Below are 16600 nucleotides of genomic sequence, written 5' to 3'. Positions count from 1 at the left end.
TTATTCAGATCCAAACCCAAATATCACTGGTCAACAAAATCAAAACGCTCTTCAAAATCAAATGGTACTTTGAATTGATCACGCACCCCCGTTAAATACGCCACATCAAAATACGTTTTCTGCGGCCTCGGCAGTTTATCCACCCATGGGGAATAGGTCTTAAACGAAATCATCTCGTCTGCTTCATCGAATTCTGCAAACCTCATCCAGCCATTGCCCCCGTGATAGCTTGACTGGTAGTCGACAAGCATTTGTAAAACGGGATTACCTGCTGCATTTTGTTTCATTCTGTGAATGGAGCCATGGTGATGTCCATTGACTGTCATAAATACCTGGTTAAATGGATGGACCAGTTCATCCCAGGCCAATGTCCCCCTCTCTGTCTCCATGGGAGTGACTCCCTCCATGTCGAGGATTTGATGAGAAAGAAGGATGGTCGGTGTTTTTGGATGTGATTTTAGAACCTTCTTCGCCCAAGGAATGTCCTTTTTCATATGTTCCATGTCGAGGGATAGAAATAAGTAATGATAACTTCCCGCTTTAATGATGGAATACGAACTATATCCAGTAGGGGAAGAATCTTTATAATACGATCTGTCCGAAAAACGCCCTGATCCATAATATTTAAGATAAGGATCCCCTTTACCGTAGTCATGATTCCCGGCAATCGTCACGTACGGAGCCTTTCTTTTGTCGAGGATACCGATGCTTGTAGACGAGTGCATCCATTCCTCCAACGAGTCGCTTTGATCGACCATGTCTCCTAAGAAAGCTGTCATAGCGATGTTTAACCTTTTATATCTCTTTGAAATCCATCTCATTTGCTCTTTGAAAATCTCTGGCTTATATCGCACCGTTTTTTGTGGATCCGGGACAAAAAGAAAGGAATAATTCTTCTTCTTCGTTCGTAAGGATTGATATTGATTGGATCCATTTTTGACGTGGTCACCGGGCTTATGTTGGATAAGCCAGTCTTCTTTTGGAAGAGATCGATTGGCGATGCGGATTTCCTGTAAATTCCCTGCAAACAAAGCATCTGCTTTACTCTCTTTTTCTGATGCCCCGACATACCATCCCTTTCCTTTTACCAAATCAATCCCGGTCATTTCAGCAGTGGAGTGCCGAAAGTCGGCCTCTCCATTTATATAGATGCTAGTATTCTTCCCATCATTGACGACCGCTACATGATACCAGTCTTCTTCACTATCTAGGGCAAGGGACCAATCTGTCTCGGTGCGTTGAAGATTTAAGGGATGACTGGCCCAATGGACTTGTTTATAGGCGGATACAGATAAGTTGGAACGTTGCCCCCCCCTTGACATAATGCCCATTCCACCGTGGTCTTTCGGAGAGAACTGTTTCGGCAGTTTGAATAAGACCTCGATCGTATATCCGTTTTTAAAACGATTATGATTCAAAGGGGCATTTTTACTGGTTTGAAAATATTGACCTCCAGCATCACTTTTGTTGTGATTAAATTGTAAGGTCTGAACCTCATCCTTTTGTTCATAATCTTCTTCCGACCAGCGGATGAAAGGATGTTTTTGATTGGAGCCTTCAAGGTTGATTAACCGGAGATGATTGGCGTTCCCACTTACGTCTTTCATCACTAGATCCTTCCCAGTGATGGTTCCGGATTGAATATAATCCTTCGAGAAGATCCAATGGGCGGCGATGGCTGTAGAAGGACCTCTCTCTTCCATGTCCCGTCCTGAAATGACAGGAGGGAACAACACCCAAAGTAGAACCATCAAACCAGCCAGTCCCGTTATGAATAGCATGTGTTTTTTGTCTAATCTCAATGTCGTCCCTCCTTTGAATTGCCGAAGTGTTTTCTAATTAGTATGGACTGTGTCGAATAGAAGATGTATCCTTCTGAAACAAAAAAAATCTCCTAATGAACAAATCATTAGAAGATTTTTATACAAGTAATTCACATACTGAGGTCCATCCCTCTTATCAACCGGATTTTTTGACCAGGCTCCAATAATTCCAATAGATCAAGGTCTTCCTCGCGAATTCTACCGACTACGTTCACGGCAGGGTTTTTCTTCCGATCATTTCGGACAATTTGCATTTCCCCTTTATAGCGTCCATACAAATTATTGTCCTGGGTGATGGTGCCACGTGGTCTTTCTACAGTATTTGAAGGCGGAGCATCGCCATTCGTCCTTGTTTCGAGTAATCGATACACATCTCTTCCCGGATCAGGTCTGAGTTGATATTCTCCCTCAATTTCTCCGAGGCCCTCATACGAAAGCTCGATTACATTTTCTTGATCATAATCCGCTAGCTTACCAAGTAGTTCCTGTGAACAACCTGGATCGCCTATAAATACACCCTGGACACCGCAGTGCCTCAATTGGAGGGCACTCGTATAAGGGTTTTGATCACGATGATCCTCCAAAGTTGGGAGACCCTTGTATAACGGTCCTCTTTTTTCCTCGTCCCCCGGTATAAAGGCATAAACCGGAATGTCTAATGCTTCAAACAGTCTTTGCTGCTTCATAAAGTAATCCTGATCCAATCCCGTTTCAGGCTTAGGATAGAAATTATGCCACGCAATCATGTTCCCTGTTTCCAGTCCGTTCGAGGTCCATTCTCGAAGCTCCCTTTCTCCAACCGTACTGGCATTGATGGCAATCTGAAAGTGACGAGATAACGTCACCATCTCTTCAGCAGTAAACCCATCATCCAGACGCAATGCCGTCACACCCAATTCCTTTAACTCTTCCAAATGGCTCAATCCTAAAAGAGCGGTCGTGTTTTTAGATACATCAGCAAACACTTCAAACCCATCCCTTTTGAAAATGGATAACAGATGACTGACATGCTCCCTGCTATACGCCGACTCTTCCGGAATGTGAAGGGAGGTGAACGCCAGCTTGATACCTGATGAAGAAGCGCGAAGAATTCTCTCTTCGGCTGCTTCATCAGATAAATAAACGGAGATTCCGATCATTCGAACTCACTCGCCATTTCATCTTTAAAGCCAACCAGATACGTGATAGCAAATCCGGCTGCATAGGCAATTAAAAGTCCAATCGTGTAGTAAAGAATTTCTCCTGCATTCACAAGGAAAATCAGCGGCAACCCTGATACACCGATCGCGAATGTCGCGACATCAAAGTATGCTTGGAATGCTCCGCCGAATCCAGCACCAATACACGCCGTCAGGAACGGTCTTCCCAAGGGCAGTGTAACCCCGAAGATGAGAGGCTCACCAATACCGAGCATCCCTGCCGGAAGAGCTCCGCCAATCGCTCTCTTCAGCTTCTTCTTCTTTGTTTTCATGAAGATCGCGAAGGCTGCTCCAACCTGTCCTGCTCCACCCATTGCAAGGATTGGAAGAAGCGGGTCGTCCCCGATCGTGTTGATCAGTTCCAAGTGAACCGGTGTCAACCCTTGATGCAACCCTGTTACGACAAGGGGCAGGAAGGTGGCACCAAGTACAAATCCGGCAACTAATCCACCCATTTCAATCAATGAAAGGAGTCCGTTCGTAATTAAATCTGAAATAAATCCACCTACCGGCATGAATACCGTGTATGTTAATAATCCCGTGACAAGTAACGCAATGGTCGGTGTCACAATAATGTCCACTGCCTGTGGAATAACTTTGCGTACATTTTTCTCAACAAATGCCATGAAAATTGCCGCAATCAATACGCCGATCAGTCCGCCCCGTCCTGGAAGCAGATTTTCTCCAAATAACGTCACATCACCAATGGCCGGGTTGATAATCAAAATACCAGCCAACCCGCCAAGTGCCGCTGAGCCGCCAAATTCTTTCGCCGCATTCATCCCGACAAGAATACCCAGGTAACCAAATAATCCGCTACCTATAATTGAGAGCATCATCACAAGCTGTGATTCTCCATTTAACCAGCCTGCTTGAACGAAGAACTTCGTAAACCCTGTAATCAATCCTGACGCAATCAACGCAGGAATCAGAGGAATAAAGATATTTGCCACTCGTCTTAGTAGTAATTTAAATGGAGTGCTGTTCTTTTTCTTCAAATCAGCTTTTTGTTCAGCAGCACGAGCCTTCAGATCAACATCCCCTGAACCTGCTGAAACCAGCTTCCCAAACTCTTCTGTCACTTTATTGACCTTACCCGGCCCTAAAATGACCTGATACGTTTCGTCTTCTACAAATCCTAATACTCCTTCGATCTTCTTGATACTTGTCTTTTGGACTAGATCTTCGTTATATACTTTCACTCTCAGTCTGGTCATACAATTTTCATAGCTTGCTATATTATCAGCACCGCCAAACTGCTCTAAGATAACGCCAGCCAATTCTTTGTTTGTCAATTTCACCTTCCCCTTTCAATTCTGCTTTGTATTCTCATTACATCTTCACATCTATTTCTATGAAGATTTCTGGACAGGTACCCCTATACAAAAAGCCTATTTTTCAATAGCCAATCGAACATATCCATTGGCATCTTTTAACCGGCTCTTCGCTTCTTCATAGTCACAGCCAAGAGTGATCATCACAATGGATGGTTTCACTTCGTTGTTCGCATTCTTTAAAGTTGCTGCTGCCGTTTCCCTATCAGCACCTGTGATACTCTCAATGATTCCGATCGCTCGCTGCTCAAGCTTGTAGTTACTGATATTCACATCGACCATCAGATTCCCATATGCCTTACCCAACTTGATCATGGTTGCGGTCGAAATCATATTAAGGACCATCTTCTGTGCGGTTCCGGCTTTTAATCGAGTGGATCCGGTCAATGCTTCCGGTCCGGCATCTACTTCAATCGCATGCTTTGCTTCTGCAGAAATTTTTGAGTCTTTATTACACGACAGGGCGACCGTTGTGGCACCGAGTACTCTTGCATATCTTAGACCACCGATGACATAAGGGGTACGTCCGCTCGCTGCAATCCCGACGACCGTGTCCCCCGGCGTCAGCCCGATTTCTTTCAGGTCGGATACGCCTAACTCTTCATCGTCCTCTGCTCCTTCAACCGCTTTGACGAATGCTTTCTCCCCGCCGGCAATCAATCCGACGACGACGTCACTGCTCACACTAAAGGTCGGAGGACATTCCACCGCGTCCAGCACACCCAGCCTGCCGCTCGTACCTGCACCGATATAGATCAATCTCCCACCTTGAGAGATGGATTTCACAACATCATCTACTACTTTTTCAACTTGAGGAATCACCTCTTGAACAACTGAAGCGACCTTATGATCTTCCTCATTCATCATGCGGAGAATCTCACCAGTTCTCGCTGTATCGATTCCAAGCGTATTCTGATTTACCTTCTCTGTTGATAATTCAAAAAATTTATCTGTCATAAGTTATTCCTCCCAGAAATCTGTATGCGTTTTCATTAATTATATTATAATCACGTTTGAAATTAAATTTCAATTGATTTTTTTATTATATGAAATTTTATTTTATATTAGACCAATAATTTTTATGGTAAAAGAGGAGAAGTTTTCAAGAATGGGGCAATGGTGAATGAAAATGACAAATAGGAGTTGGAACAAGCTTCCTACTCCTGTTTTTTCTTTATTTCATGTTTTTAATATATTCAAAGGTCTTTCAAAAATCGAGGTGTGAATCATTTGTAATGTCTGGTGAATCAAGCATACCGGGATGAAAACCAGGAAGATATAGTTCACTTTCGGTCCTTCTCAAAGCTCTGCGGGATGGGAAGCTGGCGAAGTGATTCATGGTGGCTGCCGCCCGTTCCCGTTGTTTGGCGATCACTTTTTCCGAACAGTTGATTTCCAACTGCTCTCCATTCGTAAACTGGATGTATGTTTTTCCTTCTGAAGTGGAAGTTGACTCGATATGCTGGCAGAATAACCAGATACAATCATAGTCGGTTGGAGCCATTGTGGGTATCGCATAGATGTATTCCTGCGGGCAGATCATAAGAGGTGTCTTACGTAAATACTTGGTAGCATGACGAACGGCTTTGATCCTGCCGTCATATGTAGACCGGTAAGCCATACAGGAGTCGTCCAGAATCTCCATTACTGATTTTTTGCTGAACGTCTTTCTCCCCGAGTAGTCATAAATAATTGACCGATGAATCCCATCATATGCAGGGCAAATCGCCACCGTCCTTCGAGTAACCAGCACTTCTAAACCTTTCAATCAAAACACCTTCCTTTTCCTTTATAATAAAGTCCCTTTTATCAGAATCTTCTTATATATGAGACTTTATTACTATTATATACTAATCCCAAAATATTTCCATTTATATTTGTGTGTTTTTTGAGAAAAATCTCATAATTTGAGGAAATGGATTATTTCCTGGGAGATAGTGTCGAAAGAATCGATTTAACTTGACGTACAAACTAGAGGGGAATATAGTTTTTCATTTATATGAAACTCACTTCAGGAAATGAAAAAACTCCTCTTTTGCGAGAGGAGAAAATCACATAACCGATTGGATGATCCAGATTCCGTGGAGACAAAATACGAAGAGATAGATGATACTAACAACATATGCTATAGAAGTTACCCATTTCAGACGCGGGATCCGGTCGTAAAATACAATAAGGACCAAGAAGAGCGAAAACAATATTTTGATACCTAAAAATAGTATGGGACTCGTCATATACAATTCGTTCATAAGAGGGTTGGCTTCTACCATAAAGGAACCATTAAGACCAATAAAGGAGATAATTCCATCCATCAGATTCAGGAAAGCCAAGCCAAGGAATAGTTTCTTCATCCTTTCACCCCTACCTATCATTACTAGAATGTTACACTGGTTTTTTGACTCATACCCCAATAAATTTAATTCAAAAAAGAAAACCTTGATCTACTTCTCATCAAGGTTCTACCCATTCACTATATTCACTCTTCTTCGGTATTGATAAACATAAACTCCAAGTCCGCTGAAAAATAATAGTCCACCTATCAATAGAAGTTTATAAATGACCGTTCCCGTATTCGGAAGTGTCATTCCACCAACTGGAAGAGATTCGCCCACTATACCTTCCGCTTGAAAGGTGAATTTTAGTTCAGTCATGAGTCCTTGAAATTCATTCCCAAGATGTTCAGGGAACTCGATCTTAAAGGTCATATCCTCTTCTCCTGAACTAGCTAGTTTACGGGCATCAAACCCTTTGAATTCTGAAACCTTTCCCTCATAGATGACCCCTTTAGTATTTGACAGCGTCATCATTAGTGCGTTATATAATTTATCCGAGCCAGATTTCACTTCCGATGACATCGTATATTGAAAATCCTTCAATCCCTGATTCTTGACCTTGATGGTTTTCGTTGTCCAGTCACCAGGCTTCATGTTATCCACTTGAAAGAGTATTCCTGTTGGTGATGTTGCAATATCCACTTCATTTGTCGTATCCCCTTGATCGGCTTGAACCCTTTCCAGTGAAAAAACGAAGAATCCAAGCAGGAAAACCACGCTAATTGTTAACAAGGTGAATCGCTTATTACCCATAGACTCCACTTCCTTCTTAGACATCTTTACGATACATTCTTATCAATAGACTCTGACGGTTTCTTTATCTCAATCTGAGAAAGGGCTTTACCAATGACAAAGCCTGAATAGCAAAGGAGTAAAAGTCCTGGGATGATGAAGAGGAAGGCGCCGTTTTTGGAATTCATGGTGTTCATGAAATAACCTATATAAGGGATGGTGAACCCTGTATATTCACCTACAACATTTTCTGATAAGACAGGCTCTAAATCTGCAGCATCATTATTGTCCCCTTTTGTTTTGTACATGACATGTTCCCCGCTCTTCATTACCTCGACGACCCTATGAGTAACCAGCATGTTCTCTTCTTGTTTAAAAGTGATGACGTCACCATTTTTGAACCGGGTCATATCGCCTCCTGGTTTCACTGCAATGATGGATCCTGTTTGAATACCAGGCTCCATTGATCCGGAAAGGACGGTTTTTATCTGCTTCCCAAATATTTCAGGTTCTCCTCCAGCTGCTTTTGAAGATACGACCACGATAATCATCGTGAAAAGGACGAGGTATAAAACGACCGTAATACTAGAACTGATGAATTTCTTAATCTTCTTTGCGTTCACCTGTAATCATCCTTCCTTTTGCATAGGCGCCTCGGATTCAGTTGTTTCTGTTAGAGACGGTACTTCTTTTCCTTCAATCTTATCTTGTTCTGAGGTTTCATCCTTTTTTTCTAATTTGGTATCAGTCTCAGGACTCACTTTATCCGGTATTTTCACTTCTTCCTTGACTGGGTCACTTTCTGTTTCAGATGCTTCTTTGTTTTGTTCGGCTTTTTGCTCTTTTTCCGCTGGTACCGATTTTTCTTCTACCTCTTTCCCAGGTTCGGATTCTGATTTCACTTCCTCTTTCTCTTGAGATTTTTTAACTTCTTCACACTTCACTGTAATGGTTTCACTCCATAAGTCTTGTCTACTATCATCTTTATTCCCATGTCCCGGCCTTTGAAGAGCTCTAAATTTGTAGTTGCCTGGTTTATTCACCTCAAATGTGAGAACGTCAACCCTGTTTGAGGAAATAGGCTGAATAATCCCATCTCCTATCTTTTTACCTTTCATAGGGTTTCCGCTATCTTTGTAAAACACTTCAAATTCCGTTGTTCCTTTCATATCTCTCCCGTTATTCCTGATTTTTGTAGAAATTTTAATTGGGGGACATGCCTTCACTACTATCGTCTGATCTTTATTTATAAATGCCAATGAGCTTTTATCCCACTGAGAAGACTCCACTTCCCATGTTCCTGCTGTTATTTTCCCCGTCACCTGATCATGATCATTAAAGTATGCATCCGTACCGGAACTGAGATAGGTTCCCGTAATAATGACCATGTACCAGATGGCAAAAAGCTGTAATGCCACACTCCAACGCTTTGAATTTGTTTTAAACTTCCTTGACCTTAAAAAACGGATGGTAATCACTTCCTTTGGTGGGGGGTGGGTTAATCCTGTTCAGGTTGCATAACCCATTTATAAAACCTGAACAGGATTAAGAGTTTGATAGTATGTAAGAAAGGTGGGTGGCCCCACCTTTCCTGATTTACTCTTACTTGGCTTCCCCTCTGCCTTGTTTACCCTCGAATGTCCATTCAAGTTCTAAAGTGTCGCCTTGGAATATATTTTGGTCTTTATCATTTTCTACAAATTCATACTGTACAAAGAGGGTATCAGAAGTCCCTGCTTTTAATTTCCCTCCTCTTTCTGCTAACCAGCCACTAAAGATACTTCCTTGAATGACATCAGGTGACATACCTTGAAGCTCTTGAAGAGTTGTTGAAAAGATAGGTACACTTAATTTATCAGCATTTACTAGGAAGTTAACTCGGATATGCTTTCCGAAATCTGCACCATCGTTATCTCCTTTCACATCATTTACAGTGTAAGAAGTTGCTAAACTAAGAGAAGCGATGTCAAGCGTACCATCATTTTTCAGTTCAAATGAGCGAAGCATTGTATCACCCGGTTTAATGTTATGGACATCTATGATCGTAGTTGGATTAGCATTTAATTCAATTGTCCCTGATGCAAACGTACCAGAAGTTTCAGCTGTGTCACTAAAATACGCATATGTACCCCCACCAATCAGTGATACACCTAGAACCGCTGAAGCTACACCCAAACCTAACTTTTGTTTAATACCCATCCAAAATTCCTCCTCGTTTTCAAATATATAGTCCGTTTATAAGGTTTTGTTCTTTTTAACGAACTTACAATTGAAGTATATGACAGAATACCCAGCTTGAAAATGGTTAAATATAGTCAATTTACCATTAAAAAGAACAATTATTGTTCTTTATCTCGAATTATCTTCCTATTTCTTAATCTTTTGTTTTTTATCAAGAAAAATTTAATCTTTATTAAGAACGGGAGCTCATTTATTTTCTTATTGTTAAACCTGCGTAAATTTCTACATCCTTAATCATATATGAGCATACATTCTGATAAAATATGAAACATGTACATATTGGAGGCTGATAGAATGAAGGATTCATCTTTATCTAACAACCAGCAACAACATAAGGTAAAAAAGGTCATCATTCCCGCCGCGGGATTAGGAACAAGATTCCTTCCGGCGACGAAAGCTCAACCGAAGGAAATGCTTCCTATTGTCGATAAACCTGCCATCCAATATATTATTGAAGAGGCCGTTCAATCGGGAATTACGGATATTATCATTATTACCGGAAGAGGAAAGCGGAGTATTGAAGATCATTTTGATAAATCCTACGAGCTAGAATCCACTTTGGAGAAAAAACAAAAATGGAGTGCATTAGAAGAAGTGCAATCGATTGCAAATCTCGCAAACATTCATTATATCAGACAGAAGGAACCCCTAGGATTAGGGCATGCCATACTATGTGCCCGTGCCTTTATAGGGGATGATCCTTTCGCTGTTATGTTAGGGGACGATGTGATCGATTCAGATATTCCATGCCTGCAGCAATTGATTCAAGCATTCGAACATCATCAAGTACCGGTTCTCGGGGTAAAAGAAGTGAACCCAGATGATGTATCAAAGTATGGCATTGTAAGGCCTTCTATAACCGGAGGGGCGGATCAGTCCACATATCCCATTGCCGGACTGGTTGAAAAACCGCATCAAGATAACGCTCCTTCCCATTTAGCGATCATGGGAAGATATATTCTGACTCCTGATATTTTTCCATATTTAGAACAGGTGAAAGTAGGTGCAGGTGGAGAATACCAGCTGACAGATGCCCTCAACTATTACAGTCAGGAATTACCTATTTATGCAAAATCATTTGAAGGACATCGATATGATATAGGCGATAAACTAGGATTCATCAAAGCAACCATTGAATTTGCCATGAAAAGACCTGAACTCCAACAGGACGTAGCTCAATATCTTAAAGAACTACTGAATAAATAAGGAGTGAGACGATGAGAATTTCCGTAATCGGTGTTGGATATGTTGGACTGGTGACAGGAGCTTGTCTTGCGAATATTGGGCATCACGTGACGTGCCTCGATATCGACCATGAAAAAATTGATCAGTTGAATCAAGGTATTTCACCGATTTATGAACCTGGTCTGGAAGCCATTTTGCAACAAAATCTAGTGAATAAAACCATTTCCTTTACAACATGCTACAGAACCGCTTGTAATGAAGCTCAAGTGATCATCATCGCCGTAGGGACTCCCTCCAATAATGACGGCTCTGCCGATCTGTCTGCTATTCAAGAGGTCGCCGAAAAAATAGGTTCATTTGTTCAAAACGAGGATGCCATTATTGTCACTAAAAGCACGGTTCCTGTAGGGACAAATAGAAAGATAAAAAAATGGGTAACAAATCATTTGAAACAAAATACGCGTGTCATGATTGCGTCCAATCCAGAATTTCTCCGGGAAGGCTCAGGGGTACACGATACCTTTAACGGAGATCGAATCGTGCTTGGAACCGAGGATAATAAGGTAGCAGCGAAACTTCAAGAAATGCTCAAGCCATTCGGGGTGCCGATTCTCCAAACTTCTATCGAAAGTGCTGAAATGATAAAATACTCCTCCAATGCCTTTTTGGCCACAAAAATCAGCTTTATTAATGAAATTGCGAATCTCTGTGAGAAACTTGGCGCAAACGTAGAAGATGTAGCAAAAGGGATGGGCATGGATCAACGCATAGGTCACCAATTTCTGAATGCCGGAATCGGTTATGGGGGATCCTGTTTTCCGAAAGACACCAGTGCCCTTGTTCAAATGGCAGGAAATCTTCAGCACAAATTCGACTTACTCGAATCGGTCATTCACGTCAACGCAAAACAACAGGTAAAACTCGTCGAACTCGCCAAAGAGCATATGAAAGATATCAAAGGAAAAAAAGCCGGAATACTCGGGCTTTCCTTCAAACCGAATACAGATGATATTCGTGAAGCAGCCTCCATAGAAATCATAAGTGCCCTGTTGAAAGCTGGAGTTCGAGTCACAGTATATGACCCTGTTTCTCAAGATAAAGTAAAACTTCTATTAGGTAATACCGTTTCTTACTCTGAAGATTGCTTTGCTGCGATTGAAGATCAAGAAATGCTGTTCATTGCAACCGAGTGGGAAGAATTTAAAGTCTTAAGACTTTCAACCATTGCAAAACTAATGAAAACCCCGAATCTGTTCGATGGACGCAATTGCTTCTCTCTTCACGAAGCGAAGAAGACAGCAATGAACTATTATTCAATCGGAAGACCTGCTGTAATGAATCATTGTATCGAAAAGGAAAATGTGTAAAAAAAGAAAGCCTTCTCTCCTGGGAGAAGGCTTTCTTAAATAGAACTGAATTAAATGACACGATTCATACTCCTTAACGAATGAGGGATACGTACCTCCCCAACAGGCTTTGCCGGAACTCCTGCTACCACCAGGTTGGAAGCAATATCCTCCGTTACAACGGCATTCGCCCCCACCGACACATTATGGCCAATGGTAACTGGCCCCGCAACCACAGCACCGGTAAAAATCGTCACATTATCACCAATGATAGGTTTGATCTGTCCATTGCGTTCTTGATCTCTTCCACCTATCGTCACATTTTGAAATACTTCCAAATGTGCACCTGCCTTCACGTTGGTCCCGATTACCACTCCAACTGAATGAGCAATTCTGAAACCTGGTCCAATCTCAGCTCCTTGAGAAATTTCTGCTCCGTAGAAAATAATTCCTATAGACCTGAGTATGCGAGGCAAAATGGGAATCCTCTTCTTATACAAATAATGTGACATTCGATAAAGTACTACCAGCCAAAAAGTAGAAAAATTGAACACACTCATGATCAATCCCTTAAATGATAACCCATACGCCTTGTAATCAGACTTAATTAATGTAAACATTGATCTCTCCCTCTACTGGGTTCTTTTTCTGTAGTTTACTAGAGAGATGTTAATAGATTGATTCAAGGAGTTTAGGCTTTTGTAAATTTTCGATTACAACCATTGTTCACATACCACTCTTCATAAATGAACAAACCAAAACTTTGAATTTTAAGGTAATCAGCTTGGCCTGCTTACTTTTTCTCATTGTGGCCCTCCTTGCACAATTTGTGAATATATTTTTATATGAAGATTTTCGTTCCAAAATTCATTAAACATTCGTTTAACCAGATTCACTCATATATCAGTGATGCTGGTTCCTTTAAACAAACGTTTGATTAAATCGTTAGTCTTCCTCGACATTTTGTGACAACTGTAACCCCATGTTTCATTACCATCCTCCCATTCTATTCCCTAATGACAACTTATGAATAATCCAATAGAAATAGTTAGACTTCATTTCCTAATCATTCCAACGAAAAGGACGGCGAATTTTGTAAGAAAGATACATATGATTCCCTATATATTTTGAGCGGTATCTAGTAGAAAATAAGAATACACACAAATAGGATCAATGAATACGAATTACAAAGCAATGGGGGTACGTTATGAAAATCATTCATAAGCTTCTTGCTACTTATTACTTCTCTCTTATACAAAGTTGTCTAGATGAAAAAATGAAGGAACAGCTCAAACATAAACTAAAATTTCATGAATCTAAATTCACAGCCTAAAAAGGTGTATTTTATCTAAAAAAGCCCTCAGCTCTATGAGGACTCATCAACTCTATGGAATTTATCCTATGACTACTCTTTTCTGCCATCCCTTACAAAATACTCCTTCAAGTACTCAGCCCAAGTTTCATTCCCTTTCTCATTTGGTACATTTCCTTCAGTAAGAAAATCTTCAATCACTTTCTTATTAAAATCTGGCCATGCCTTCCAATGATCCAAATAAATATAGTTATTTTGTTTAGTATAACGTTCTAAATCGTTTTCTTCATGCGGATAGTAAGTGGCTCCATAAATAGGATTTGCAGGCTGGATCAAGATGATCAGGTCTGGATTCGCTTTTTTGAAAGATTTTATAATCTTTGAAATGTTTTTCAGTCTTTCAGACATTTTGATTTCTCCATTGTCATAGAGTAAAAAAGGTTCCAGCAAAAGAATGTCGGGCTTCATATTCACCAATTCTTTATGTATATTCTCTTCAACCACCTGTTGCAATGTTTTGCCGCTTATTTCCTTAATCGTTACATGGATTAACGAATCCCCATATACATCGAGTAAATTCCTTTCCAGTAACCGTGGCCATGCTTCATTCTTTTTTGATGTGGAGGAAGAGCCGGTGATCATAAGGTGTACAGGACGCCTCTCTTCTATAGCCCTTTGAAAGGTAGGCTGCAGATCCTTCGGTAAGAAATTGACCTTATCAAGCTTTACCAATATATTTTTGTCTGGCTTTTCTTCCACTTGCTTTCCCTCTATAGAACTCTTTCCTTCAACACTACCTCCATCATTCTTCTCTTGAGTTAGCTTCGCCTGAACGGCACTGACCTTTTGATTCCAGTGGTACTTCCCCCCTATTACTGTTGAAATCGTCATAATGGTTAGAATGATTAGCAGAAACTTTTTCACCTTGACTCCCCCATAATCTATCAATTTGTAACTCTATGATACAGAAGGAATCTTACATATTTTGTATATCTATGTAGATGACCGTCCCAAAAGTTCCGACAAAATAAATGAGGATTGACGCATGAATAATAATATATTCATGGCACTTCTAAATCTGTGGGTCTGATTAAGGGGGGAGAGTATGAAAGCTAAGTTATCATTATTCAAGATCACTTTTTCAGCTATTTCAAAAAAACCCCTCTATCACTTTTCTGATAAAGAGGTTCTACCATTCATTAATCAATTAACCTGGCTACGGCTGCTCCACACTTCTCACATCTGCCTTCCAACACGGTTTTATGGTTTTCAGAACCCACAATATAATCAATGATTGTAGTCACTCCACAGTTTCGACAAAAGACATTTCCCTCGAGTTTCTTGCGTATGTGACCTGGTATGGCCATCCATCTTCTATTTGCTAATTCATCCTTACTCATCATCCTCACCTCAATCCATTTCATAATACACTTTATGAATCCTTCGAAAAAGTTCGTCGAATCGCATTCTCAAATTCAGTTTCAGGAACGCGCGACTTCGCATACCTTTTCGTTACATTTATGTCCCTATGTCCCGCCAACTTAGATACCACTTCAAGGCTGGCACCTTGATCGATAAGATGCTGACAAAATGTATGACGAAGCTTTTGAGCATTAATATGAAACTTCTTAAGCATATATTGCACCGATCGCTCGGTTAAACGCTCATTGTTTCTTGAAACAAACACCGCTTCCTTTGGTTGAATAGCACCCATATAGAAAGAAAGATACTCTATCAATTCTTCAGACATAGGAATGATCCTTCTATCTCCATGAGTATCCAAAACGTTTACCTGTTTTGTTCTAAAATCAATATCAGATATATTCAGGGCGCAGAGCTCTGAAACCCGAATACCCGTATGAAGCAACATATAAACAATCGCTATGTTTCGTTCATTTTCACTTTCTCTTACTTCAGATAAAAGTTCCTCACAATCTTCCTTAGAAAGTGTTTCGATTTCATCCTTTTTATTTCCCTGTTTGATCTTTATATCAAACGTAATGTCAGGTCTCTTTAAATATTTAGCAAAGGTTCGGATCACACCAAAAACCTTATCCGTCGTGATCGGACTCTTTCCCTTTTGCTCTAAAAATACGATATATTTCTGAACATGTTTCTGATTAATATCTACAAGTTCCTGATTATGATCCTGAAGCCATTTCTCATATTTCTTAAGTTCCTGTTGGTAAGTCGAGATGGTATTTGATGATTTCCCTTCATGTTCAAGCCATGTTAAAAACTGATCAATTGTAGTACTAGAAGATCCTTGCAAGAGTACCACCCTTTCGAATCAAACCTCTGTTTACTATTATCGTAGAACTTATAGATGAGGAAGTCAACTTCTCCGAATGTAGCAGGCAGGGAGAAATTTGTCTGTAAAACAAATAACAAAAAAAAGAGTAACTCCTAAGAGCTACTCTTTCTTCACATTTGCCTGGCGACGTCCTACTCTCACAGGGGGAGATCCCCCAACTACCATCGGCGCTGAAGAGCTTAACTTCCGTGTTCGGCATGGGAACGGGTGTGACCTCTTCGCCATTATCACCAGACGAATATTCAATTGAAGGGTTGTTCCTTCAAAACTAGATAAAGAATTGATGTCAAGAAAGCCGAATACCGACCAATTGTTGTTCATTTCATAAATGACTCTTTGTGGTTAAGTCCTCGATCGATTAGTATCAGTCAACTCCACATGTCGCCATGCTTCCATCTCTGACCTATCTACCTAGTCATCTTCTAGGGATCTTACTCACATACGTGATGGGAAATCTCATCTCGAGGGGGGCTTCATGCTTAGATGCTTTCAGCACTTATCCCTTCTGCACATAGCTACCCAGCGATGCCTTTGGCAAGACAACTGGTACACCAGCGGTGCGTCCATCCCGGTCCTCTCGTACTAAGGACAGCTCCTCTCAAATTTCCTGCGCCCACGACGGATAGGGACCGAACTGTCTCACGACGTTCTGAACCCAGCTCGCGTACCGCTTTAATGGGCGAACAGCCCAACCCTTGGGACCGACTACAGCCCCAGGATGCGATGAGCCGACATCGAGGTGCCAAACCTCCCCGTCGATGTGGACTCTTGGGGGAGATAA

General features: G+C 41.0%; 16 protein-coding genes and 2 rRNA genes. 2 read left to right on the top strand and 16 right to left on the bottom strand.

Annotated elements, in window-relative coordinates:
• Positions 1 to 23: 23 nt before the first annotated feature.
• The 10 genes from F0342_RS13440 to F0342_RS13395 form a co-directional block, all read right to left on the bottom strand.
• Positions 24 to 1802: a LamG-like jellyroll fold domain-containing protein gene (locus F0342_RS13440; RefSeq protein ID WP_149156439.1), complete on the bottom strand. Its 1779-nt coding sequence runs from the start codon at positions 1800 to 1802 to the stop codon at positions 24 to 26.
• A gap of 131 nt (positions 1803 to 1933) precedes the next feature.
• A complete protein-coding gene (locus tag F0342_RS13435) occupies positions 1934 to 2962 on the bottom strand; it encodes a MupG family TIM beta-alpha barrel fold protein (protein ID WP_149156438.1) in 1029 nt (342 codons plus the stop codon).
• Positions 2959 to 4317: a PTS transporter subunit EIIC gene (locus tag F0342_RS13430; protein ID WP_395940687.1), complete on the bottom strand. Its 1359-nt coding sequence runs from the start codon at positions 4315 to 4317 to the stop codon at positions 2959 to 2961. Before F0342_RS13430 ends, F0342_RS13435 begins: the two co-directional genes overlap by 4 nt.
• 96 nt (positions 4318 to 4413) lie before the next feature.
• Positions 4414 to 5313 carry an N-acetylmuramic acid 6-phosphate etherase gene (gene murQ, locus F0342_RS13425; protein WP_149156436.1) on the bottom strand — a complete coding sequence of 300 codons (900 nt, stop codon included), beginning with the start codon at positions 5311 to 5313 and terminating at the stop codon, positions 4414 to 4416.
• A 250-nt stretch (positions 5314 to 5563) separates the two neighbouring features.
• Positions 5564 to 6124, bottom strand: a complete 561-nt coding sequence (locus F0342_RS13420) for a competence protein ComK (RefSeq protein ID WP_149156435.1) — start codon at positions 6122 to 6124, stop codon at positions 5564 to 5566.
• A gap of 283 nt (positions 6125 to 6407) precedes the next feature.
• Positions 6408 to 6707 carry a DUF5658 family protein gene (locus F0342_RS13415; protein ID WP_149156434.1) on the bottom strand — a complete coding sequence of 100 codons (300 nt, stop codon included), beginning with the start codon at positions 6705 to 6707 and terminating at the stop codon, positions 6408 to 6410.
• A 108-nt stretch (positions 6708 to 6815) separates the two neighbouring features.
• Complete coding sequence (locus F0342_RS13410; RefSeq protein WP_188048544.1) at positions 6816 to 7442, bottom strand: TasA family protein; 627 nt, start codon at positions 7440 to 7442, stop codon at positions 6816 to 6818.
• 26 nt (positions 7443 to 7468) lie between these two features.
• Positions 7469 to 8044, bottom strand: coding sequence for a signal peptidase I SipW (gene sipW / locus F0342_RS13405; protein ID WP_262481743.1), 576 nt, complete (start codon positions 8042 to 8044; stop codon positions 7469 to 7471).
• A 6-nt stretch (positions 8045 to 8050) separates the two neighbouring features.
• The gene (tapA, locus tag F0342_RS13400; protein ID WP_149156432.1) at positions 8051 to 8899 is read right to left on the bottom strand and encodes an amyloid fiber anchoring/assembly protein TapA; all 849 of its coding nucleotides are present in this window, start codon (positions 8897 to 8899) and stop codon (positions 8051 to 8053) included.
• A gap of 124 nt (positions 8900 to 9023) precedes the next feature.
• Positions 9024 to 9620 carry a CalY family protein gene (locus tag F0342_RS13395; RefSeq protein ID WP_149156431.1) on the bottom strand — a complete coding sequence of 199 codons (597 nt, stop codon included), beginning with the start codon at positions 9618 to 9620 and terminating at the stop codon, positions 9024 to 9026.
• A gap of 336 nt (positions 9621 to 9956) precedes the next feature.
• On the opposite strand from F0342_RS13395, the gene galU reads away from it, so the two are divergent.
• Positions 9957 to 10868, top strand: coding sequence for a UTP--glucose-1-phosphate uridylyltransferase GalU (gene galU, locus F0342_RS13390; protein ID WP_149156430.1), 912 nt, complete (start codon positions 9957 to 9959; stop codon positions 10866 to 10868).
• An 11-nt stretch (positions 10869 to 10879) separates the two neighbouring features.
• Positions 10880 to 12214, top strand: coding sequence for a UDP-glucose dehydrogenase family protein (locus F0342_RS13385; RefSeq protein ID WP_149156429.1), 1335 nt, complete (start codon positions 10880 to 10882; stop codon positions 12212 to 12214).
• Positions 12215 to 12264: 50 nt separating this feature from the next.
• Here the strand turns inward: F0342_RS13385 and F0342_RS13380 are convergent, their stop codons facing one another.
• The 6 genes from F0342_RS13380 to F0342_RS13355 form a co-directional block, all read right to left on the bottom strand.
• Positions 12265 to 12813: a serine O-acetyltransferase gene (locus tag F0342_RS13380; RefSeq protein ID WP_149156428.1), complete on the bottom strand. Its 549-nt coding sequence runs from the start codon at positions 12811 to 12813 to the stop codon at positions 12265 to 12267.
• Positions 12814 to 13598: 785 nt separating this feature from the next.
• Positions 13599 to 14429 (bottom strand): SGNH/GDSL hydrolase family protein, encoded by an 831-nt coding sequence (locus tag F0342_RS13375; RefSeq protein WP_149156427.1) that lies wholly within the window; start codon positions 14427 to 14429, stop codon positions 13599 to 13601.
• A gap of 275 nt (positions 14430 to 14704) precedes the next feature.
• The gene (locus F0342_RS13370; RefSeq protein ID WP_149156426.1) at positions 14705 to 14905 is read right to left on the bottom strand and encodes a hypothetical protein; all 201 of its coding nucleotides are present in this window, start codon (positions 14903 to 14905) and stop codon (positions 14705 to 14707) included.
• A gap of 32 nt (positions 14906 to 14937) precedes the next feature.
• A complete protein-coding gene (locus F0342_RS13365) occupies positions 14938 to 15777 on the bottom strand; it encodes a tyrosine-type recombinase/integrase (protein WP_188048543.1) in 840 nt (279 codons plus the stop codon).
• A 160-nt stretch (positions 15778 to 15937) separates the two neighbouring features.
• A 5S ribosomal RNA gene (gene rrf, locus F0342_RS13360) occupies positions 15938 to 16054 on the bottom strand.
• A 103-nt stretch (positions 16055 to 16157) separates the two neighbouring features.
• Positions 16158 to 16600: ribosomal RNA gene (locus tag F0342_RS13355) — 23S ribosomal RNA — on the bottom strand; the annotation flags it as partial.

This window comes from Bacillus sp. CH30_1T (assembly GCF_008364765.1).
Taxonomy (GTDB): domain Bacteria; phylum Bacillota; class Bacilli; order Bacillales; family Bacillaceae_B; genus Rossellomorea.
This window is presented reverse-complemented; position numbering and strand designations above follow the sequence as displayed.